19 protein-coding genes and 1 tRNA gene are annotated in these 20,343 nt (G+C 68.3%); 8 read left to right on the top strand and 12 right to left on the bottom strand.

Annotation, left to right across the window (positions count from 1 at the left end):
• Window positions 1-130: 130 nt before the first annotated feature.
• A complete protein-coding gene (locus ACWEO7_RS11640; RefSeq protein ID WP_355072755.1) occupies window positions 131-754 on the top strand; it encodes a TetR/AcrR family transcriptional regulator in 624 nt (207 codons plus the stop codon).
• A gap of 162 nt (window positions 755-916) precedes the next feature.
• Here the strand turns inward: ACWEO7_RS11640 and ACWEO7_RS11635 are convergent, their stop codons facing one another.
• From ACWEO7_RS11635 to aceE, 8 genes are all read right to left on the bottom strand, one after another.
• Window positions 917-2,713 carry an Eco57I restriction-modification methylase domain-containing protein gene (locus ACWEO7_RS11635; RefSeq protein ID WP_452422808.1) on the bottom strand — a complete coding sequence of 599 codons (1,797 nt, stop codon included), beginning with the start codon at window positions 2,711-2,713 and terminating at the stop codon, window positions 917-919.
• Between the two features lie 290 nt (window positions 2,714-3,003).
• Window positions 3,004-3,489 carry a winged helix-turn-helix transcriptional regulator gene (locus tag ACWEO7_RS11630; RefSeq protein ID WP_450015170.1) on the bottom strand — a complete coding sequence of 162 codons (486 nt, stop codon included), beginning with the start codon at window positions 3,487-3,489 and terminating at the stop codon, window positions 3,004-3,006.
• A gap of 181 nt (window positions 3,490-3,670) precedes the next feature.
• Window positions 3,671-5,104, bottom strand: a complete 1,434-nt coding sequence (locus tag ACWEO7_RS11625) for an acyl-CoA carboxylase subunit beta (RefSeq protein WP_450015171.1) — start codon at window positions 5,102-5,104, stop codon at window positions 3,671-3,673.
• Window positions 5,105-5,225: 121 nt separating this feature from the next.
• Window positions 5,226-6,476, bottom strand: a complete 1,251-nt coding sequence (locus ACWEO7_RS11620) for a KasA/KasB family beta-ketoacyl-ACP synthase (protein WP_452422806.1) — start codon at window positions 6,474-6,476, stop codon at window positions 5,226-5,228.
• A 10-nt stretch (window positions 6,477-6,486) separates the two neighbouring features.
• Window positions 6,487-6,789 (bottom strand): meromycolate extension acyl carrier protein AcpM, encoded by a 303-nt coding sequence (gene acpM, locus ACWEO7_RS11615; protein WP_039796877.1) that lies wholly within the window; start codon window positions 6,787-6,789, stop codon window positions 6,487-6,489.
• A gap of 122 nt (window positions 6,790-6,911) precedes the next feature.
• Window positions 6,912-7,826 carry an ACP S-malonyltransferase gene (locus tag ACWEO7_RS11610; RefSeq protein WP_450015173.1) on the bottom strand — a complete coding sequence of 305 codons (915 nt, stop codon included), beginning with the start codon at window positions 7,824-7,826 and terminating at the stop codon, window positions 6,912-6,914.
• A gap of 128 nt (window positions 7,827-7,954) precedes the next feature.
• Window positions 7,955-9,289, bottom strand: a complete 1,335-nt coding sequence (locus ACWEO7_RS11605) for a PucR family transcriptional regulator (RefSeq protein WP_452422804.1) — start codon at window positions 9,287-9,289, stop codon at window positions 7,955-7,957.
• An 11-nt stretch (window positions 9,290-9,300) separates the two neighbouring features.
• Window positions 9,301-12,243, bottom strand: coding sequence for a pyruvate dehydrogenase (acetyl-transferring), homodimeric type (aceE, locus tag ACWEO7_RS11600; protein ID WP_452422802.1), 2,943 nt, complete (start codon window positions 12,241-12,243; stop codon window positions 9,301-9,303).
• 187 nt (window positions 12,244-12,430) lie between these two features.
• Here aceE and ACWEO7_RS11595 point away from each other — a divergent pair, with 187 nt between their 5' ends.
• The 4 genes from ACWEO7_RS11595 to ACWEO7_RS11580 all read left to right on the top strand — a co-directional run bounded on the left by ACWEO7_RS11595 (window position 12,431) and on the right by ACWEO7_RS11580 (window position 14,171).
• Window positions 12,431-12,988, top strand: coding sequence for a hypothetical protein (locus ACWEO7_RS11595; protein ID WP_450015176.1), 558 nt, complete (start codon window positions 12,431-12,433; stop codon window positions 12,986-12,988).
• A gap of 126 nt (window positions 12,989-13,114) precedes the next feature.
• Window positions 13,115-13,537 carry a DUF3052 domain-containing protein gene (locus ACWEO7_RS11590; RefSeq protein ID WP_039796889.1) on the top strand — a complete coding sequence of 141 codons (423 nt, stop codon included), beginning with the start codon at window positions 13,115-13,117 and terminating at the stop codon, window positions 13,535-13,537.
• 77 nt (window positions 13,538-13,614) lie between these two features.
• Window positions 13,615-14,079, top strand: coding sequence for a peroxiredoxin (locus ACWEO7_RS11585; protein ID WP_355072739.1), 465 nt, complete (start codon window positions 13,615-13,617; stop codon window positions 14,077-14,079).
• A gap of 17 nt (window positions 14,080-14,096) precedes the next feature.
• Window positions 14,097-14,171: transfer RNA gene (locus ACWEO7_RS11580), tRNA-Val, on the top strand.
• On the opposite strand, the gene ACWEO7_RS11575 is transcribed toward ACWEO7_RS11580, so the two are convergent.
• Window positions 14,128-15,546, bottom strand: a complete 1,419-nt coding sequence (locus tag ACWEO7_RS11575) for a flavin monoamine oxidase family protein (RefSeq protein ID WP_452422888.1) — start codon at window positions 15,544-15,546, stop codon at window positions 14,128-14,130. The two genes, ACWEO7_RS11580 and ACWEO7_RS11575, sit on opposite strands and share 44 nt — an antisense overlap.
• Before the next feature lie 61 nt (window positions 15,547-15,607).
• On the opposite strand from ACWEO7_RS11575, the gene ACWEO7_RS11570 reads away from it, so the two are divergent.
• Window positions 15,608-16,207, top strand: coding sequence for a TetR/AcrR family transcriptional regulator (locus ACWEO7_RS11570; RefSeq protein WP_452422800.1), 600 nt, complete (start codon window positions 15,608-15,610; stop codon window positions 16,205-16,207).
• Window positions 16,208-16,257: 50 nt separating this feature from the next.
• On the opposite strand, the gene ACWEO7_RS11565 is transcribed toward ACWEO7_RS11570, so the two are convergent.
• Together ACWEO7_RS11565 and ACWEO7_RS11560 are read right to left on the bottom strand one after the other, a co-directional pair.
• A complete protein-coding gene (locus tag ACWEO7_RS11565; RefSeq protein ID WP_452422798.1) occupies window positions 16,258-17,073 on the bottom strand; it encodes a class I SAM-dependent methyltransferase in 816 nt (271 codons plus the stop codon).
• A gap of 10 nt (window positions 17,074-17,083) precedes the next feature.
• Window positions 17,084-17,749, bottom strand: a complete 666-nt coding sequence (locus ACWEO7_RS11560; RefSeq protein WP_450015180.1) for a class I SAM-dependent methyltransferase — start codon at window positions 17,747-17,749, stop codon at window positions 17,084-17,086.
• Window positions 17,750-18,076: 327 nt separating this feature from the next.
• Here ACWEO7_RS11560 and ACWEO7_RS11555 point away from each other — a divergent pair, with 327 nt between their 5' ends.
• Window positions 18,077-18,922, top strand: a complete 846-nt coding sequence (locus ACWEO7_RS11555) for a methyltransferase domain-containing protein (RefSeq protein ID WP_452422796.1) — start codon at window positions 18,077-18,079, stop codon at window positions 18,920-18,922.
• 12 nt (window positions 18,923-18,934) lie between these two features.
• On the opposite strand, the gene ACWEO7_RS11550 is transcribed toward ACWEO7_RS11555, so the two are convergent.
• Window positions 18,935-19,276, bottom strand: a complete 342-nt coding sequence (locus ACWEO7_RS11550; protein WP_452422794.1) for a hypothetical protein — start codon at window positions 19,274-19,276, stop codon at window positions 18,935-18,937.
• A 188-nt stretch (window positions 19,277-19,464) separates the two neighbouring features.
• Between ACWEO7_RS11550 and ACWEO7_RS11545 the strand changes: the two genes are divergently transcribed.
• Window positions 19,465-20,325 (top strand): methyltransferase domain-containing protein, encoded by an 861-nt coding sequence (locus ACWEO7_RS11545; RefSeq protein WP_452422792.1) that lies wholly within the window; start codon window positions 19,465-19,467, stop codon window positions 20,323-20,325.
• Window positions 20,326-20,343 lie beyond the last annotated feature (18 nt).

The following is a 20,343-nucleotide window of genomic DNA, read 5'->3' as shown; positions in this document are numbered from 1 at the left end:
CGCTCCTCGGGCAATGCCGGGTCACGCGGCGTCCACCCAATGAAATAATGGACATTCCCGTCCGCACCCGTCGCGACGCCGCGCCCACCGGCCACGGCCCGGCGACCGCGCCGAACCTACTGGAGATCCGATGCCAACCCTCTCGCCCATGTTGCAGCGCATCCTCGAGAAGCCGGTCGCCGACGGCGAAAAGCTCCTGGAAAGCGCACTCTCGGCATTCCTGGACTTCGGTATCAAGCGGACCAGCATGGGCGAGATCGCCCGCCGCGCCGGAATCAGCCCGGCCACGCTGTACCGGCGCTACGAATCCAAGAACGACCTCGTCGAGGCGGTCAGCGTCCGGGAGGCACAGCGCTTCGTCGCCGCGATCGAGAAGCAGGTGCGCACCGTCTCGGGCAACGACGATCAGCTCGTCGAGATCTTCGTCGCGTTCATCAGCGCCATCGCGGGCAACGAACTGCTGCGCCGACTGCTGCGCACCGAGCCGGACCTGATCCTGCCCCGGCTGACCACCGAGGCGGGGCCGATCCTCGCCGTCGGCCGCGACTACCTGGCCGAGAAGCTGCGCGAGCTACGGAATGCCGGTGGCACGCACGACTTCGACGCCGATCTGGTCGCCGAGATCATGGCCCGGCTGGCGCTGTCGCTCGCCCTCACTCCCGACGGCCTGATCCCGGTCAGCGATCAGAACGCGGCGCGCGAGTTCGCCCGCCGCACGCTGCTGCCGATGGTCGGCGTCCGGGTCAGCGCCTAATGGGCGCTGTCGGACGCAGTCCGTCTTCAGCCCGCGCATGGCCGCAGCGAAGGCGGAGGTACGCCTAATGGGCGCTGCCGGACGCAGTCCGTCTTCAGCCCGCGCCTGCCCGCAGCGAAGGCGGAGGTACGCCTGATGGGCGCTGTCGGACGCGGTCCCTCTTCAGCCCGCGGCTGCCCGCAGCGAAGGCGGAGGTACGCGTAATCCGACGCCGAACGCGGCGGCCACTCGCTCGTCCAGCTCGGCCCGCGCCGCCGCATCAGGCGCCCGGCCCTCCACGAACTCGCGCACCAGATCGATAACTCCCGCCGACCGGGCCGCCGCCGGATCGGGCACCGGCAGCCGTGACACATATTGGGTGATCCACCGCCGCCTGCCCGAGTACAACCGATTGCCGCAGACCACGTCGTAGAACCGCAATCCGAGCGCCGAATTGGCCACCCCCATCAGCAGGTATGCCAAGCGCGTCGCCTCCGTGGGCGCGGCCGCCAGATCGGGCAGCGAGATCCAGTAGCAGTCGCCGTTGACCACCGCGCCCGAGCTGTCCAGCGCGAAACGCGGACGGTCGCTGATGTCCGGGAATACCAGCTTCGGCTGCCGCCACAGGTGCGGGCGCTGCGGCACCCAGATCTCGTACCAGGCACGGCCGCTCTCGACGACATAACGTCGCCCGGCCAGTGTGCGACGATGCGACCGTAGATACGCGGCGGCCGCAGGGTATTCGCCGAGATCGATCGGCGTGCGGCGGGCACAGGCCAGGTCGTAGGGATACAGCACGCGAACGTCGCGTGCGCGTGTGGCCCGCCACGGCGCCAGATCGTGATGGGTGATCAGCTCCAGCAACAGTTCGGGCTCGGGACACAGGTCGGCCTGTGCCCAGCGGTCGGAGATGAACACATGGTCGGCGGTCGTCTTGATGCCGACCCTGATGCGCGCGACCTCACCGAAACTGCGCCAGGTCGCCGCCGCTATCCGCGCCAGCCAGGAATCGATCGCGTCGTGCGACATCCGCCACGCGGCCTCCGGCTCCCGCGCCGCACCTCGGAGAGTCTTTCGTTCCGCCGTGACCTCCGGCGCGGCGTCACGGGTCGAACTCTCATCGCCACCCCGACCGGCTCCGGGCGGCCCGCACCCCGTTGCCAACGCGCCGACCTCGACGGCGAAGGTCCGGCCGTTGTACTCGACGATCGAGCCGCCCGGGTCGAGCAGCGCCTCGAACAGCGTCTTCGCACCTGGTGTTTCGCCGATGGCCTCGTAGGCGGAGACGTAGCGGCAACCGTCGCCGTGGTTCGCGCGGCGCGCGATGGTGATCGCGGGCAGCACGGCGGCGGTGAACAGTTTGGTGTCCCCCAGGTCGTACAGCTCGACTGGAGCCAGATCGGTCAGCAACAGCCGCCGGATGTTCGCGCCGGCCTTGGTGGTCAGGAATCGGTTGGCGCACAAGAGGCCGAGCACACCACCCGCGGCCAGCAGCCGGGGCAGCGTCGCCACGAACGGATGGGTCAGGTCGATCCGCCCGCGCAGACCGAACCGCTTGCTCAGCAACTGCGCGGTCGATCCACCCAACTGCTGGGTGCGCACATACGGCGGGTTGGTGATCACCGCGTCGAACGAGCCGTCCGCGAGCCGCGCCTCGACCGCGAGGAAGTCCGCCTTGTGCCAGTGCGCGTCGATCCCCGCCGAGCGGGCGCGCTCACGGGCGACCGCGAGCGCGCGGGCGTCCAGGTCGTAACCGGTCAACACCAGACGGACACCGGGAAACCGGGCCGCGACCTCCTCGTGCACGGCGAACAGCAATTCGCCGTCGCCACAGGCCGGATCGAGCACACGCAGGACGCCCGCGTCCGAGGGCTCGGCATGGCGCAGCAGCCGTTGCGCCAGGAACCGCGCCAGCACGGGCGGCGTGTAATGCCTGCCGTGCCGTTTGCGGTCGCGCGCGGCGGGAGCTTCGGACGCCATATCGGGATTCTGCCTGGCGCGACCGCGCCCGTTGCCGCAACGCGGGCAACACTTTTGCACCCCGCGCGCGTCGCGGCCGACTCGCCCGGCGACGGCGTGGCGCCCGGCTTTCGCGCCGGAGCGTTCGATGCTAGCGTTCGGTCTCGAAATAAGACTGCCAAGGAGGCGGGGGAATGCCCGTGACGACCGACGACTTCACAACGCTGACCGCAACACCCAGCCATGGCAGGTCGTGGTGACGGAGGGCGCCGGAACGGATCGTTTCCGGAAGGAACTGATACCCGAGGGCGTCAGCGCGCGCTACCCGCGGTCGCCTCGGCGCCGGTGACGCCCAGCAAGCCCGGTCCCGGCTTCGGGGTGACATCGCGCGCGGTGAGTTCGGCTCCGCACGAATCGCATTCGAGCCGGACATGGGCCTCGCCCGCGCACTCGTGATGGGCGTAACGCACCGGAGGCCCTTGCGGCGCCATATAGGCATCGCCCCAATCACGGATGGCCAGCAGAATCGGGTAGATGTCGTGCCCCTTGGCAGTGAGGCGGTACTCCTCGTGCGCGCCCACGGCGGCCTTCTGCTTGACGAGGATGCCGTGCTCGATCAGCCGGTCCAGCCGATCCTGCAACCTGCTGCGCGAAATGCCCAGTGCGCTCTGGAAGGCGTTGAACCGCCGGATCCCGGAGAAGCAGGACTTGAGGATCAGCAGCGTCCAGCGATCACCGAAGATCACGAGCGGGCGCGTGATCGAGCACGGCACGTCGGCCAGTTCTTCGTAGCGCACCTCCCGATGCTACCGACCACCGAGCCGCTCCCACCCCGTGAGACTTCACGACCTCACCCCCTCCAACTGCGTGCGACACACCAAACCACCGAGTCCACAGCGCCCCACGAGCCGGTCGGTGCGAAGTCCGGAAAACGCGAAGCGGGCCCCGGGAATACCGGAGCCCGCTTCGGTGCGTAGATCAGAGCGGAATGTTCTTGTGGTGGCTGGCGCGGGCCGGGGCCGCGGCGAGCGCCGCCGCGATAATGCTGCGGGTCTTCGCCGGGTCGATGACCTGGTCGACGACACCGATGGCGATAGCGCGCTCCACACCGCCCGCGATGCGCTCGTGTTCGGCGGTGAGCCGCTCGTGCAGCGCCTCGCGCTCCTCCTCCGGCGCGGCCGCGAGGGCCTTCTTGTGCAGGATGCCGACCGCGGCCTTGGCGCCCATGACGGCCACCTCCGAGCCCGGCCACGCGTAGACCGCCGTCGCGCCGAGCGAGCGGGCGTTCATCGCGATGTAGGCGCCACCGTAGATCTTCCGAGTCACCAGCGTGACCCGCGGAACGCGCGCCTCGGCGAACGCGTGCAGCAGCTTCGCGCCGCGCCGCACCACGCCTTCCCACTCCTGGCCGACGCCGGGCAGGTAACCCGGCACGTCGGTGACCACGATCAGCGGAATGCCGAACGCGTCGCACAGCCGCACGAAACGCGCCGCTTTCTCCGCGCTCTCGGAGTTCAGGCAGCCGCCGAGACGGATCGGGTTGTTCGCCAGCACACCGACGGTGCGCCCACCGAGACGGCCCAGACCGGTGACGATGCTGCGGGCGTACCCGCCCTGCAATTCCTCGAACGACGACTCGCCGTCGACGTTGTCGAGCAGCTCGTTGATGATCGGCTTCACGTCGTAGGCGCGCTTGGCCGACTCCGGCAGCATCGCCTTCAGGTCGACGTCGCCGTGCTCGGCCGCGACCAAGTCGAACTCGCCCTGCTCGGCGAACATCGACACCAAGCGGCGAGCGCGGTGCAGCGCGTCTGACTCGTCGGCGGCCACGATGTGGGTGACGCCGGACTTCTTACCGTGCGTCTCCGGCCCGCCGAGGGTGGCCATGTCGACCTGCTCGCCGGTCACGCTGCGCACCACGTCCGGGCCGGTCACGAAGACGCGGCCTTCCGGAGCCATGATCACGATGTCGGTCAGCGCCGGGCCGTAGGCGGCGCCACCGGCCGCGAAGCCGAGCACCACGGAGATCTGCGGGACCAGGCCGGACGCGCGGACCATGGCCTCGAAGACCTGACCGACCGCGTGCAGCGCCTCGACGCCCTCGGCCAGGCGTGCGCCGCCGGAGTGCCACAGGCCGACCACGGGGACACCGGAGTCGATGGCGGTGTCGATGGCGTCGACGATGTGCTTGCAGCCCTCCACGCCCATCGCACCACCCATGACGGTGGCGTCGGAGCAGTAGGCCACGGTGCGGACGCCGTCCACCTCGCCGATGGCGGCGAGCACGCCGGACTTGTCACGCGGGTGTAGCGGAAGAATGGTGCCGGGATCGAAGAAACGCTGGAGCCGGCCGAGCGGATCGCGCGGGTCGGTCGTCGTCTCCTGATGCAACGCGGGAGCGATGATTGTCATCGCGTTGTCTCCTGACCTCGATAAGTGCGCCGCTGCCGCGGCTGCGTATGGCGAAACGCGGCGGGGCCGACCACGTCAGATGGCCGGCCCCGCCGGAATCGTTGTGCAGTCGATCGCGCGGCTATGCCCGACCGAAGGCGAGCGCCACGTTGTGCCCACCGAATCCGAAGGAATTGTTGATCGCGTACTCGATCTCCTGGCGGCGGGCTTCGCCCTTCACCACGTCGAGGTCGATCTCCGGGTCCTGGTTCTCCAGGTTCAGCGTCGGCGGAACGATGCCGTCGCGGATGGAGAGCACGGTCAGCACGGACTCCAGGGCGCCGACGGCGCCGATCGAGTGGCCGAGTGCCGACTTGGGCGCGTACACCGAGGCGTGGCTGCCCACGGCCTTGTTGATCGCGTTCGCCTCGGCGGTGTCACCGATCGGCGTCGCGGTCGCGTGCGCGTTGATGTGCGTGATGTCCTTCTTGGTCAGACCAGCGGACTGCATCGCCCTGGTCATCGCCCGCGCGGCGCCGTCACCCGTCGGGTCGGGGGCGACGAGGTGGAAGCCGTCGGAGGTGATGCCCGCGCCGAGCAGGCGGGCGTGGATGGTCGCGCCCCGAGCCTTCGCGTGCTCCTCGGTCTCGATGACCATCAGCGCGCCCGCCTCGCCGAAGACGAAGCCGTCGCGATCCTTGTCGAAGGGACGCGAGGCGCCCTTCGGGTCCTCGTTGCGGGTGCTCATGGCGCGCATCATGGTGAACGCCGCGATGGGCACCGCGTCGATGAAGCCCTCGACGCCACCGGTGACGACCATGTCCGCGTCACCCATGACGATCATCCGCCAGGCGTTGGCGATGGCCTCGGAGCCGGACGAGCACGCCGAGACCGGAGTGACCACTCCTGCCCTGGCCTTCAATTCGAGGCCGACAACGGCCGAGGGGCCGTTCGGCATGACCATCTGCACAGCCAACGGCGAGATCTTGCGATAGCCGCCGTTCTTCAGCTTGTCCACGGAATCGATGAGGGCGTCGCCGCCTCCCAATCCGGTGCCGATGGCCACACCCAACCGCTCCGGGTCGACTTCCGGGCTGCCCGCGTTCCGCCAGACCTCGCGACCGAGCACGGTCGCGAGCTGCTCGACGTAGGCCATGCGCCGACATTCGACCCGGGAAAGCAGGGTATCCGGCCGGACCTTCAGGTGACCGCCGATGCGGACCGGAAGGTCGTATTCCTCGACGAAGGAATCCTCGAGAACGTCGATGCCGCTCTCGCCGTTGAGGAGTCCCTTCCACGTCGCATCGACGTCACCCGCGATCGACGTGGTCGCCGCAAGGCTGGTTACGACGACGTTGGGGAAGTTCCCGTTCAAGGTGGAAGGAGTGGTCACAGTTTCGGCCCTACTCGGCGTTGTCGAACTTGGCCTTGAGCTCGGCCGCCGCCTCAGCGTTCTCGGCCTCGAGCTTCTGGATGTAGTTGACGGCGTCGCCAACGGTCTTCAGGCTGGCCAGATCCTCGTCGGGGATCTTCACGCCGTACTTGTCCTCGGTCTGAACCGCGATCTCGACCATGGACAGCGAGTCGATGTCCAGGTCATCGACGAAGGACTTCTCGATCGTCACTTCGGAGGGCTCGATGCCGGTCACCTCTTCGATGATCTTGCCGAGTTCCTCGACGATTTGTTCCTGGGTCAGAGCGGCCACGTCGTGGCTCCCTTCTTGATACTTTGTAGGGCTCTACTGGTTTTTTTCGGATCGAGCGCGGTAATAGTTACCGCCTCTCGATCACGACCTCGCATCATGTGATGCATGGTCGCGGAGGAAAGCTAGCCGGACACGGTCAGCTCAGCCAACGCGGGGAGGTCTTGCGGGGTCTTCAGGGCCAGCGTGGGCGTGCCCTTCAGCTCCCTCTTGGCAATGCCGACGAGGGTGCCCGCCGGCGGCAGTTCCGCCACCGCCGAAACGGCGGCCTGCCGGACGGTCTCGGTGCACAGATCCCAGCGAACGGGCCGGGTGACCTGCGCGGCGAGCTTCTCGATCGCGTCCTGTCCGGACGCGACCGGCTTGCCGTCGAAGTTCGAGAGCAAGGTTCTGGTCGGCTCGTTCGGCGTGATCTTCGTTATGGCGTCGGTCACAGCATCCTGCGCGGGCGCCATGAACGCCGTGTGGAACGCGCCCGCGACGGGCAGCGCCCGAACCCTGGCCTTCTCCGGAGGGTTCGCGGCGAGCTCGGCGAGAGCGTCCAACCGACCCGCGGCCACGATCTGGCCCACCGCGTTGCGGTTGGCCGGGACGAGGTCGAGTTCGGTGAGCCGTTCGAGCACGGCGGCCTCGTCGCCGCCGAGCACCGCGGACATGCCGGTCGGTTCCAGTGCGCACGCCTTGGCCATCTCCGCTCCGCGGATCGCGGCCAACCGGACCGCGTCGTCGGCGGAGATGACTCCGGCGACCGCGGCGGCGGCGAGTTCACCGACCGAATGCCCGGCGACGATGGTAGCGGCGGGAAGCTCGTCCTGGGAGATCTCCGCGAACGCGAGTAGCGCGGCGGCGACCACCAACGGCTGGGTAACGGCGGTGTCGGTGATCTCCTCGGCCGTCGCGGTGGTGCCGAGACGGACCAGGTCCAGGCCGGAAGCCTTGGACCACAGCGTGAGGCGCTCGTTCGCGCCGGGAAGGTCGAGCCAAGGCGCGAGCATGCCGGGTGTCTGAGAGCCCTGTCCAGGGGCGAACAACGCGATCACGTCTCTAAGAAAACACTGTGAGGCGGGCCGCACGAGATGTCGACGCGGATGAAGCTTCGGAGGCGGTTTTGTGGGAGTTCCACAAAAGACCACGTGGGCTGTCCGAATCGACCGATTCCGCCGATGCGTTACAAGCCCTCGGGACCCAACGCGATCGAAGTGACTTCTGGGACAGGAGTTGACGATTCGTTACGGGTTCGTGTCAAACGACCCACTGTTGCGGCGATCCGGAGGACGTACGCGTCCCGCGGGTTCATCGGATCCCGGCCGGTGATCTCGGCGATTCGCTTGAGGCGATACCGAACCGTATTTGGATGGACGTACAGCTGACGCGCACACGTCTCGACCGCTCCACCGCAATCCAGATAGGCATCGAGAGTGTCCGCCAGCGACGACCCCGCCGCAGCCAACGGTAGGACAAGGTACTCGTTCAGCGCGTCGATCGCAGCTCGATCACCCAACAAAGCGCGTTCCGGCAGCAATTCCGCCGCGTGCACCGGTCGCGGCGCCCCCCGCCAGCCCACCACGGCCTCCATCCCGGCCAGCGCTTCCACCGCGCTGGCGTGGGCCGCGCCCAGCGTGCGGGTGGTCGGACCGATCACCACCGGACCATCGGAGAACACCTCCGCGAGCAGGTCGGCCAGGAACGGTGAGATCTGAGCGGTCTCCCCCAGATGCCCGGAGACCACCATCACCAGCCTGGTGCCCTGCACCACCGCGAGCGCGGCCCGCCCGTGCCGCGCCGCGATGGAATGCACCGACCCCACCGATGAGACACCCTGCTCCCCGGGCGGCGTGCCCACCAGCACCGTCGCCGGTGCGGTGGCGTCCCAGTTCAGCGTCGCGGCCCGGGAGAGCATGTCCGGGCCGGTGTCGCCGCGCACCACGGCATCGACGACGAGCGCCTCCAACCGGGTGTCCCACGCACCGCGCGACTCGGCGGCGCTGGCGTACACCGAGGCGGCGGCGAAGCCGAGCTCACGCCCGTAACGCAGCACCGCCTCGGTCAGCGCCACCAGCTGCCGGTCGTTGCGCGCGAGCGCGGGCAGCCACTGCTCGAAGAACTCCATGGCGACGCGCACCATGTCCACGGTCTGGCGCAGCGTCAACCGCCGCGCGAGATCCTGCGGGATCACCTGGAAGGCATCCAGGCTGAACCGGATGTCGCTGTCCGGGTCCTGCAGCCACTCCAGGAAGTTCACCACCGCGGTCTGCACCAGCATCTGCACGCCCGCCCGCTGCGCGGCGTCCAGATCGGCGAAGAACGGCAACCGATCCTGCATCGACCCCACCGCCTCGGTGGAGAGGCGGCCGGAGAACTGCTTCACGCGTTTGAGCAGCGTGTCCGGAAGGGGGTCGCGGGTCTGCCGGTTCGGGGAGAGCGCGCCCGTCGGCAGATACACCTCGTGCTCGGAAGAGCCCTCGGAGATCCGTCGCGGCCGCGGCGGTTTACGGTCCACCATCCAATATTCCGCTATGCGAGGTCTTCGTCCGAACTCACCGCCGCCTTCGGCGCGGCGTCCACGTCGGCGATGCCGTATTTCGCCGCCGCCTCCGCGGCCTTCGCCGGGTCGATCTTGCCGGTGCGGCCGAGACCGGCCAGCGCGGCGACCACGATGGACTGCGCGTCGACGTTGAACACCCGCCGCGCGGCCGGGCGGGTGTCGGAGAAGCCGAAACCGTCCGTGCCGAGCGTGGTGAAGTCGCCGGGCACCCACTTGCGGACCTGGTCGGGCACCGCGCGCATCCAGTCGGTCGCGGCCACGTACGGGCCGTCGACCCGCGACAGCGCCTCGGTGACGTACGGAACCCCGGGCTCGGCGCCCGGGTCGCGCAGCGCGGCGATCTCCTTGTCCAGCGCCTCCTTGCGGAGTTCGCCCCACGAGGGCACCGACCACACGTCCGCCTGCACGCCCCACTCCTGCGCGAGCAGCGCCTGCGCGCGCAGGCCGTCCGGCACGGTGACGCCGGAGACCAGGATCTGGGCGCGCACCGCGCCCTCACCCCCGCGCTTGTACAAGTAGATGCCCTTGAGCAGCCCCGCGACGTCGAGGTCCTCCGGCTCGGCCGGCTGCGGGTACGGCTCGTTGTAGAGGGTGATGTAGTAGAAGACGTCCTCACCGCCGAACTCGGTGGGGCCGCCGTGCGGATGGGTGCCGGGCAGCGGCGCGTTGCCCTGCGGCGGGGTGCCGCCGCCGTACATGCGGCGCAGGCCGTCGCGCACGATGTGGGCGATCTCGAACGCGAACGCCGGGTCGTAGGTCACCACGGCCGGGTTGGTCGAGGCCAGCAGCAGCGAGTGCCCGTCGTTGTGCTGGAGGCCCTCACCGGTCAGCGTGGTGCGTCCGGCGGTCGCGCCGAGCACGAACCCGCGGGCGAGCTGGTCGGCGGCCGCCCACAGTCCGTCGCCGGTGCGCTGGAAGCCGAACATCGAGTAGAAGATGTACAGCGGGATCATGGGCTCGCCGTGCGTGGCGTACGAGGTGCCCGCCGCAGTGAACGACGCCGTCGACCCCGCCTCGTTGATGCCCTCGTGCAGAATCTGCCCGACGGCGCTCTCTTTGTAGGCAAGCATCAATTCCGCGTCGACGGATGTGTACAACTGCCCATTGCGGTTGTAGATCTTCAACGAAGGGAACCACGAGTCCATACCGAAGGTGCGGGCCTCGTCGGGGATGATCGGGACGATCCGCTTGCCGATCTCCTTGTCCCGCAGCAGCTCCTTCATCAGCCGCACCAAGGCCATCGTGGTGGCGACGTTCTGCTTGCCCGAACCCTTGCGGACCGAGCGGTAGGCCTCGTCGCCGGGCAGCTTCAGCGGCTTGGCCGCGGCGCGCCGCTCGGGCAGGAACCCGCCGAGCGCCTTGCGCCGGTCGAGCATGTACTGGACCTCGCGGGCCTCCATACCGGGGTGGTAGTACGGCGGCAGGTAGGGATCCTTCTCCAGCTCGGCGTCGCTGATCGGGATCCGCTGCAGGTCGCGGAAGTCCTTGAGATCCTGCAAGGTCAGCTTCTTCATCTGGTGCGTGGCGTTGCGGCCCTCGAAGTGCTTGCCGAGGGTGTAGCCCTTGATGGTCTTGGCCAGGATCACCGTCGGCTGGCCCTTGTGCGCCATCGCCGCCGCGTAGGCGGCGTACACCTTGCGGTAGTCGTGGCCGCCGCGCTTGAGGTTCCAGATCTCCTGGTCGGACAAGTCCTGCACCAGCGCCTTGGTGCGCGGGTCACGCCCGAAGAAGTGGTCGCGGACGTACGCGCCGTCGTTGGCCTTGTAGGTCTGGTAGTCACCGTCGGGGGTGCTGTTCATCAGGTTCACCAGCGCACCGTCGCGGTCGGCGCCGAGCAGCGCGTCCCACTCCCGGCCCCAGATCACCTTGATGACGTTCCAGCCCGCGCCGCGGAAGAACGACTCCAGCTCTTGGATGATCTTGCCGTTGCCGCGCACCGGGCCGTCCAGGCGCTGCAGGTTGCAGTTGACGACGAAGGTCAGGTTGTCCAGACCCTCCATGGCAGCGACGTGCGCGAGACCGCGCGACTCCGGCTCGTCCATCTCGCCGTCGCCGAGGAACGCCCACACGTGCTGGTCGGAGGTGTCCTTGATACCGCGATCGTGCAGGTAGTGATTGAAGCGCGCCTGGTAGATGGCGTTCATCGGGCCCAGGCCCATGGACACCGTGGGGAACTCCCAGAAGTTGTTCAGCAGGCGGGGGTGCGGGTAGGACGGCAGCCCGTGGCCGGGGCCACCGTTGCTGTACTCCTGACGGAACCCGTCGAGCTGATCGGTCGACAGCCTGCCCTCCAGGAACGCGCGGGCGTAGATGCCCGGCGAGGCGTGGCCCTGGATGAAGATCGAGTCGCCGCCGCCCGGATGGTCCTTGCCGCGGAAGAAGTGGTTGAAGCCGACCTCGTAGAGCGCCGCCGAGGACGCGTAGGTCGAGATGTGGCCGCCGACGCCGATGCCGGGGCGCTGGGCGCGATGCACCATGATCGCGGCGTTCCAGCGGATCCAGGCACGGAAGCGGCGCTCCACCTCCTCGTCGCCGGGGAACCACGGCTCGTTCTCGGTGGGAATGGTGTTGACGTAGTCGGTGGAGGTCAAGGACGGGATGGCGACCCGACGTTCACCGGCCCGCTCCAACAGACGGAGCATGAGGTAACGCGCACGGCCGGGGCCTTCCCGGTCGAGCATCTCATCGAACGACTCAAGCCATTCGCTGGTTTCCTCCGGGTCGATGTCCGGTAGGTAGGACGCCACCCCTTCGCGGATCACCCGCACCCGTCCGGCCGGCTGCGGCGCGTGCGACCCGTTCGGATCGCGGCTCGCGGCGGGCGCGGGAGCGGAGCTGGTACCAGCGGATTTCGCCGGTGCGGAAGAGTGGATCAGGTCGGTCAAATCTGCTCCTCGTACAGGGGTGGACATGCTGATGGCGTCGGTATCCCCGGGCGGGTTCGCTGGTTGGCGGACCCCCCGTTCACGAAAGGTTCGGGCGCACCATCCATCCTTGCCGATGACGCGTCCCAAATCATCATGTCAGCCGGAAATCCAGTACCGTTCGACAGGCAAGGTGAGCATGTCGAGCGTGGCAGCCCTGAGGAGCGGGAGGACGATGAAGCTGCTGAACCCACGCGGGTTCGGAATGGTGTGCGCCACCGGCGCGGTCGCCGTCGGATTGGTCGTCGCGGGGTGCGCCAACCGGGTGGAAGGCGTGGCGGGTCCGAACGCGAGCGATTTGGCGGCATACAAGACCGAGGCAGCGTCCTCGTCGGCGGCGGCGACCTCATCCAGGCGCGCCGCGGCCCAGGCCAAGGCCATTTCCGACAACTGCGGCCAGTTCCCCACCATCACCGGAGCAGGCGTCAGCAAATACAACGATTTCGTCGACGCGCACGATGCGAACGCACCGGACTACGTCGCCAAGCGCGACTCGGCGGCACAGACCCTCGAGGACGCCGCGAACAAGGTGGAAAGCGGCGTGAACTCCGCCAAGGAGGCGCTACCCACGGACCTGGTGCCGCTGTTCACCGAATACGTGAACGCCGCCCGCGCGCTGGCCGCCGAGACGCGCAAGATGACCTACACCGCCCCGGTCGCGGCGCTCAACGACGCCAGCAAGCGCGTCAACGACGCGCGCAACGCCGTCCGCGACTCGTGTCCGAAGCGCTGAGAAAGCCCTTGACACACCATCGCAACACGACATTCGGTAGCTATTTCGCCGGATCGGCTTGCGCTGAAGCCCATAACCATGTTCGCTTGCAACTACCTACTGTCGGGAGTTGAGGAGGACACCACCGTGGTCGCCGCGGCGGACGCGCAGAACTACGCTCAGAAGCTTGGCATTTCACACGGCTTGGTTGTCCAGGAATTGGGTTGGGACGAGGACGTCGACGACGACCTGAGGGCCGATGTCGAGGACGCGATCGGCGGTGAACTCGTCGACGAGGACTCCGACGAGGTGATCGATGTCGTGCTGCTGTGGTGGCGCGATGGGGACGGCGATCTGGTCGACGCCCTGATGGACGCCATCGCCCCTCTCGCCGACGACGGTTTCGTCTGGGTACTTACCCCCAAGACTGGACAACCCGGCCATGTCGAGCCGAGTGAAATCGCTGAATCCGCACCCACCGCAGGTCTGACCCAGACCTCGGCGATCAGCCTCGGCTCGTGGACCGGAAGCAGACTCGTGCAGCCCAAGGCGCCCTCGAAGCAGCGTTGAGCCACCGCGCTATGGTTTCCACCAGGGTGGTGTTGCACGCCCACCCGGTGGAGACCCGACACGATGGAGGATTCGCTATGCCGCTAGAGGTTGGCACTGTCGCGCCGGATTTCACGCTGAAGGACCAGAACAACCAGGAAGTCACCCTGTCGGCTTACCGGGGCAAGAAGAACGTCCTGATCGTGTTCTACCCGCTCGCCTTCACCGGCATCTGCCAGGGTGAGCTGTGCAAGGTGCGCGACGAGCTGCCCAAGTTCCAGAACGACAACGCGGAGATCCTCGCGATCTCGGTCGGCCCGCCGCCCACGCACAAGATCTGGGCCGCCGAGCAGGGCTACATCTTCCCCCTGCTGTCGGACTTCTGGCCGCACGGCGCGGTGGCCCAGGCCTACGGCGTCTTCAACGAGAAATCGGGCTACCCGAACCGAGGCACCTTCGTCGTCGACCGCGAGGGCTACATCCGCTTCGCCGAGATGAACGGCCCCGGAGAACCCCGTGACCAGGCGGCTTGGGAGAAAGCGCTCGCCGCGCTAGATTCATAAGCCGCCGGTAACGGCACGGGCGTATAGCTCAGCGGTAGAGCTCTGGTTTTACACACCAGCGGTCGGGGGTTCGATCCCCTCTGCGCCCACCACAGCAGTCGTGGTCCAACCGCTGCGGACGAGCGCGGGAGCGATTTCGCGGGCGGCGCGGTGGCCGGATTCGGCGGCTCCGTCCATGTAGCCGGCCCATCGGGTAGCGGTTTCGGTGCCTGCCCAGTGCAGCGGGCCGATGGGTGTGCGCAGGGCCGGACCGAAGCGGGTCAGGGTGCCGGGCGTGGTGAACGCGCCGTAGCAGCCGCGGCTGAATTCCTCTTCGGCCCAATCGCGTTCGAGGTAGGCGATGGGGTTGCGGGCCCGCGGCCCGAAGTAACCTGCGAGATCGTCGATCACCTGTGCACGACGATCGGTGAGGTCGAGGCGCGCGCCTCTGTCGGCGTGCCGTCCTTCGAGGAAGCCGACGAGCACGCCGGGTGAACCGTCGAGCGGGGTGTTGTCGAAGACGGTGCCCAGGGGCCGATGGTCACTGTTGGCTTGGCCGCTCAGACCCGCTTCGCGCCAGAAAGGCTCGTCGTAGGCGACATTGACTTTGATGACCCGGCCCATCGGCATGCGCTGGACGAGTTGGTCACGATCGCCGGGCAGGCCGGGGGTGAAGCGGATGCGCGCCGCCAGTGGCGGCGGAACCGCGATCACGGCTCGACGAGCGCGAACGGTCGTGCTGCCCGCGACGACCCGGACACCCGAGACATCCCACTCGACATCGGTCACCACGGTTCCCAGGACGACACGGTCACCGAGTTCCTCGGCCAGCGCCAACGCGATGGTCTGCGAACCGCCGACAACGCGGTCCTGCTGCGCACCGCCCGCGGTATTGATCAACGCGTCCAGCCCACCGGCGGCGCCGACGTAGTAGGCGGCCCACAGTGCCGACATATCCTCCGGCTCCGCGGAGAACACCGCCTCGGTGATCAGCTGCAAGAACGACCGACCCGCGGAGGTGTGGGCGGTCCGCCGCAGCCAGGTGGCGAAGGTTTGCGCGTCCAGCACCCCAGCCCGGTCGGCGAGCCACGGCTCCGACGCCGCGACCCGGCGCGCCACCCGGTCGAGCCTCCACTGGATCTGCGCTACATCGGCCAGTGCCAGCGGGTTCAGCTTGGGGATTCGCCCGGTGTACTCCGACCGGGCCGCGCCGAGTTCGGCGATATGACGGCCCGCGGTGTACGTGGGGAAGGTCTTCAGGCCGAGTTCATCGATCAGCGCGAGCACGTGCTGCTGGCCGGGCCCCACCCATTGACCACCCACCTCGATGGGCGCACCACCGGGCAGTTCACCGTTCAGCAGCCGCCCGCCGACCCGGTCGCGCGCCTCCAGCACGAGCACCTCCGCACCACTTCGCGCCAGGTCGCGGGCGGCTACCAGACCCGCTATCCCGGCTCCGACAACGACGACGTCCACTGATTCGCCCATCACGACCCGCTCTCGTACAGTATGTATCTGACATACATACTGTATGTGATATCCATACCGCATGGAGTCGTTTCGCGAGAAGTACGCGGAGAACACCCGACAGGCGCTGCTGGAGACCGCGGGGCGGCTGTTCGCCGAACGCGAGTACGCGGATCTGTCGGCGGAAGAGCTGGTTCGCGCCACCGGCCTCACCCGCGGCGCGCTGTATCACCACTTCGACGGCAAGAAGGGGCTGTTCGAGGCGATCGTCGACGATCTGGAGACCCGGGCGGCGCAACGCATCCGCACCGCGATCGACTCGGCCTCGGACCCGTTCGACCGGGTCGACCGCGGTGTGCGGGAGTTCCTCGACGTCTGCGCCGAACCCGACTACCGGCACACCGTGCTCCTCCAGGGACCGATCGGCCTCGGCTGGCAGCGCTGGCGTGAACTCGACCAACGCCATCTCGGCGGCCTGGTCGTCGAGGCGGTGCAAAATCTGCTCGGTGCCGCGCTCATCCGTCCCTACCCCGCCGCACTACTGGCAAGTGCCTTCTATGGGGCCCTGACCGAACTGTCGCTGACCATCGCCGAGACCGATGATCGGCAACGCGCTCACGAGCAGGCGGCAAGCCTTGTGCACGATCTCCTCGCGGGGTTGGCGATCGGCGCGACCTCCTGACGAACCCGCCGGGGAGGGGGAGCGATGTGGCACGAACGCCCGGTTCTCGCTCAGGAGCGGCGCGCGGTGACCAGGAGGTACTCCCACTCCATGCGCCCGTTGCCCAGGTCATGTCGGGCAGCTAATTCCGCGAGGTCCCGGTCCAACTGTGCGACGCGGTCGGGCTCGGCGGCGATGGCCTTGTACACCGCGACCGCCGGGCCGTAATAGGACTTGAAGAAGTCGCGGAACTCGGCGCCGTCGGCGAAGCGGTCGATGACCGCGTTTTCGCGCCGCAACTCCAGATCGGTGACGCGATCGCCCAACAGCGACCGCACGTGCGTCTCGTCGCCCCACAGCGGGGGCGGCTGGGCGCCGGGCGGGGGTGGCGGAGCGAACGGTTTCATCGTGGCGAACATCTGCCCGATGAATCCGGTGGGCGTCCAGTTGATCAGCCCGATCGTGCCGCCCGGCTTGGTCACACGCAGCATTTCGTCCGCGGCCGCTCGGTGGAACGGTGCGAACATGACGCCGACGCAGGAGATCACGGTATCGAAGTCGGCATCCGCGTAGGGCAATGCCTCGGCATCGGCTTGCTGCCACCGCAGCTCGACACCCCTTTCCGCGGCGAGACGCCGACCCGCCTCGAACAGCTCCGGCGTGAGGTCGCTCGCCACGACTTCCGCACCGGTCTCGGCCGCCGGGATCGCGGCGTTGCCGGACCCGGCCGCGATGTCCAACACGTGCTGACCAGCGCTGATACGGCAGGCCTCGACCAGACGCCTGCCCAGTCCCGGGATGACCTCGGTGGCGACGGACGGATAGTCGCCCAGTGCCCACATCGCGCGATGCCGCTGCTTGAGATCCGCGGAGCCGGACTCGGTCATCGGACGCTCCCTAGGTGTTCTTGGTGGCCGCACCCAGGATCAGGGGTCGAATAATCGGGGGCTCCCCCCGCCACGACGCTTCCTGTACGTCTTCGAGCTTCAGCCCGGATCCCCGAATGAGTTCGAGGGTGGCACGGTTGCAGTGGCAACCCTCCGCGAAGCGGCGCCATGGGGCGGCGAGGCGGTCTTGCCACTGGGCGAGTCGCGGCGACTCCGAACGCACATGCTCGATGAACAGCAGCTGGCCGCCAGGGCGCAACACACGCTCGATCTCGCGCAACACCGGTTCGGGGTCGTCGACCGTACACAGCACGAGCGTTGAGACGACCGTATCCACGGTTTCGTCCTCGAACGGCAGTTGTTCCGCCGATGCGTCGAGCACACGTGCCCGGCGTCCACTGCGCCGCAGCTTGCGCGCCAACCGCGTCCGCATCGCGGCTTCCGGTTCGGTCAAGATCAGTTCTTCGAGGTCGTCAGGGTAGTACCCCATGTTGAGACCGGTACCGCTGCCCAGCTCGACGGTTCGCCCCCTCGCACGGCTGAGCAGATCTCGTCGGCGAGCGCCCATACCCGCCCTCTCGCCCATCCACAACAGAGGGTCGTACAGCGCAGCGAAAGCCCGGGCCCACGGATCCGAGCCCTTCACCGCTGCCCCCGACACGGCGCCACTGCTCACAAACTAGACGGTACGCCGGGCGGGCAGCATCGCCAATGTCCCACGGTGAACTCCGGAGGATCCACACCGAGCCGATCGTCGAACCGCGCCCGGGGAGGTCCGCGACCACCGGTGATCAGCCAAGAGCCAGGTCGGCGAGGCGACGGACGAAGACCGGAACGCTACAGCAGTCCCGCCCCACGCGGCGTGCAGGCCGGATCACTTACCAGCGCAACCGGACCGTCCCTCCCAGGGATGAACTCCTGTTCCGAAAAAGGCGACGTGGACACCGCATGCGACGGGTCGACCGCACTGCCGTCGACGGCGGCGCAGGGTTAGTGTCGGACCATGTCGAGCGATTCCTCGCCGCCTATCCCGTCGTTCCACGTGAACGCGATTCCGAACGCTTCCCACAGCACCACCGACGACGACCCCATGGCCGCGCTGGTCGGCATGCTCGACCTGCAAGCCGCGCTGCCGGGTATCCGGCGCATGCGCGCGTGGGGGCACGAGGCCTTGGCCGCGCAATCGGGCGAGCGGGTACTGGACATAGGGGCCGGTACCGGCACCGAGGTGATCGAGCTGTCCGACCGGGTCGGCCCCGACGGCGACGCGGTGGGAGTCGACCCGAATCCCGCGATGCTCGCCATCGCCCGTGGGCGCGCCGAGACCGCCGACTCCCGTGCCCGCTTCGTCGAAGGCACCGCGTACCACCTGCCGTTTCCGGACGGTTACTTCGACGCGGTGCGTTGCGAGCGGGTCTACCAGCATCTGGACGAACCGGCGGCCGCCACCGGCGAGGTCGCCCGCGTCCTGCGACCGGGCGGCCGTGTGCTGCTCATCGACACCGACTGGCACACCGTGATCGCGCATCCCGGCGACCCCGATGTGCTCGCCCGCCTGTCCAAGGCGATGCTCGCGACCACCCCCAACCCCGCGTCGGGCCGCCGCCTGCGCGGCCTGCTCACCGCTGGTGGTTTCACCATCGACGACATGGGCTCGGAGGCGGTGATCTGGAATCCGGACACCGCCCTCCCGCTGTACATGCAGATGATCGCGTCAGCGAGCCAGATAGGAGCGATCTCCGAGCAGGAGGGCCGCGACCTGCTCGCCGCCATGGAGGCGGGCGTCGCCAGGGGCGACTACCACCTTTCGGTCACCATGTTCGCCGTGCTCGGCCACCGAGCGAAGTGAACCGCCCGGCCCTCACCTCTGCCGCCCCGCATCCGGCCGGATGCGACCGGCCTCCACCAGCACCCGCCACGCCGCCGTCTTACGCGGACATTCACCCACGCGGCAAGCACGGTGCCGCAGCATGGTCATCTGCGCCTCCTCCACACCCAGCGCGTGATCGGGCGCGTCATGCGGAAAACCCATCGGCCAAAGAGTCGCGTCCATGTCGGTCCGCTCCCGCTGCACCCGTCGGGTGATCTCTTCTACGCTGCGCCCCTCCGGCAGCCGAACAGGCCGAAGCCATAACGCGACGCCGATCGACGCGGCGAGCACAACCGCACCGACAGCGACCGCCGGCAGATACCACCCGGTCACGGCAACCTCCGAAACGGGTGGTCCATGGGAAGTAGCGACGGCCATCGGCACCCACGCGGATACGTCTGCGCGGGAGTGATCAAGTCGCATACACAGGGAATCGAGTGAAAACGTGAGCGCCTTCTGATGGGCGCTGCGGTGAGTTCAAGGCGCGACCGCAGGCGGGATGCGGCCGCTACTGTCGGGGCATGACGACCGAACACGCGACGCCCGGTCCCGCACCGTCGTTCCACATGAGCGCTATCCCCGCCGATCGCTCCGCACCGTCCCATGACGCCGCCGACGATGCGATGGCCCTGTTGGTAGGCATCCTGGATCTGCAGGCGGCGCTGCCGGGTATCCGCCGGATGCGGCAATGGGGACATGACGTATTGGCGGTCGCATCAGGTGAGCGGGCACTCGACATCGGCGCGGGGACAGGGTCCGAGGTGCTCGAGTTCGCCCGGCGGGTCGGGCCGGACGGCGAGGCGGTCGGCGTCGATCCGAATCCCGCGATGCTCGCTGTCGCCGACGCGCGAGCCGAGGCCGCAGGTGTACCAGCGCGATTCGTCGAAGGCACTGCCTACCACCTGCCTTTCCCGGATGCTTCGTTCGACGCGGTGCGTTGCGAGCGCGTCTACCAGCATCTCGACGACCCGGCCGCCGCCACCGCCGAAATCGCGCGGGTCCTGCGGCCGGGCGGTCGCGTGCTACTCATCGACAGCGACTGGCACACCGCCATCGCCCATCCCGGCGACGACGATGTGATCGCCCGTCTGCGCGAGTCGATGCTCACGACCACCCCGAACCCGAAGTCGGGCAGGAGCCTCCGCGGCCTGCTCACCGCGGCCGGATTCGCGATCGACGACGTGGGATCGCAGGCGGTGATCTGGGACCCGGAAACCATCCGCCCGCTCTTCGCCCAGATGACCGAACGCGCCCGCGCCGCAGGCGCGATCACCGAGCAGGAACGCACCGACCTGGCTGTCGCCATGGAGGCCGGAATCGCCCGGGGCGACTACCACCTGTCGGTCACCATGTTCGCTGTGCTCGGCCACCGAGCGAAGTGAACGACCCGGCTCCGCCGG

The organism is Nocardia sp. NPDC004260, assembly GCF_053603155.1.
This window is presented reverse-complemented; position numbering and strand designations above follow the sequence as displayed.